The organism is Streptomyces chisholmiae (genome assembly GCF_031845445.1).
Classification (GTDB): domain Bacteria; phylum Actinomycetota; class Actinomycetes; order Streptomycetales; family Streptomycetaceae; genus Streptomyces; species Streptomyces chisholmiae.
Genome location: NZ_JAVREO010000212.1, coordinates 1 through 443 on the forward strand (window position 1 = coordinate 1; position 443 = coordinate 443).

Consider the following 443-nt stretch of genomic DNA (forward strand, 5'->3'; position numbering starts at 1 on the left):
ACCGCCCACACCGTGCGGGCACCGTGCACCCAGCCGGTGGCCACCGCATACGCCACCGAGCCGTGGATGGTGCGCTTGCTCTCGTGCGGGCCCAGCACATGCGGACCGAAGCGCACCGACAACCAGAGCGCCAGCGCCACCGGGACCGCCACGATCAGCATGACCACCGAGGCACCGGTGTCGTCGGCGCCGAACACCTTGCGCGGCACCAGCATGAAGTCGGCTCCGAGGAACGCGGCCAGTGCGCCTACCGCGGTAGCCACCGAGTTCATCGTGATCACGCGGTCGGCCGGCACCACATCGGGCAGCGACGCCGAAAGGCCGGACGAGACGAACCGGGTCAACCCGTTGACGATCAGCGCGCAGCACAGGATCGGCAGGTCGCCGGCACCGAAAGCCAGCAGAGCGGCCACGAGCACCACCACCAGCAGCCGGCCCAGGTT

Annotated in this window: 1 pseudogene; it reads right to left on the reverse strand. The window is 70.0% G+C overall.

The window, feature by feature from the left end:
* Positions 1 to 443: pseudogene (locus tag RM844_RS32860) on the reverse strand (hypothetical protein); the annotation flags it as partial.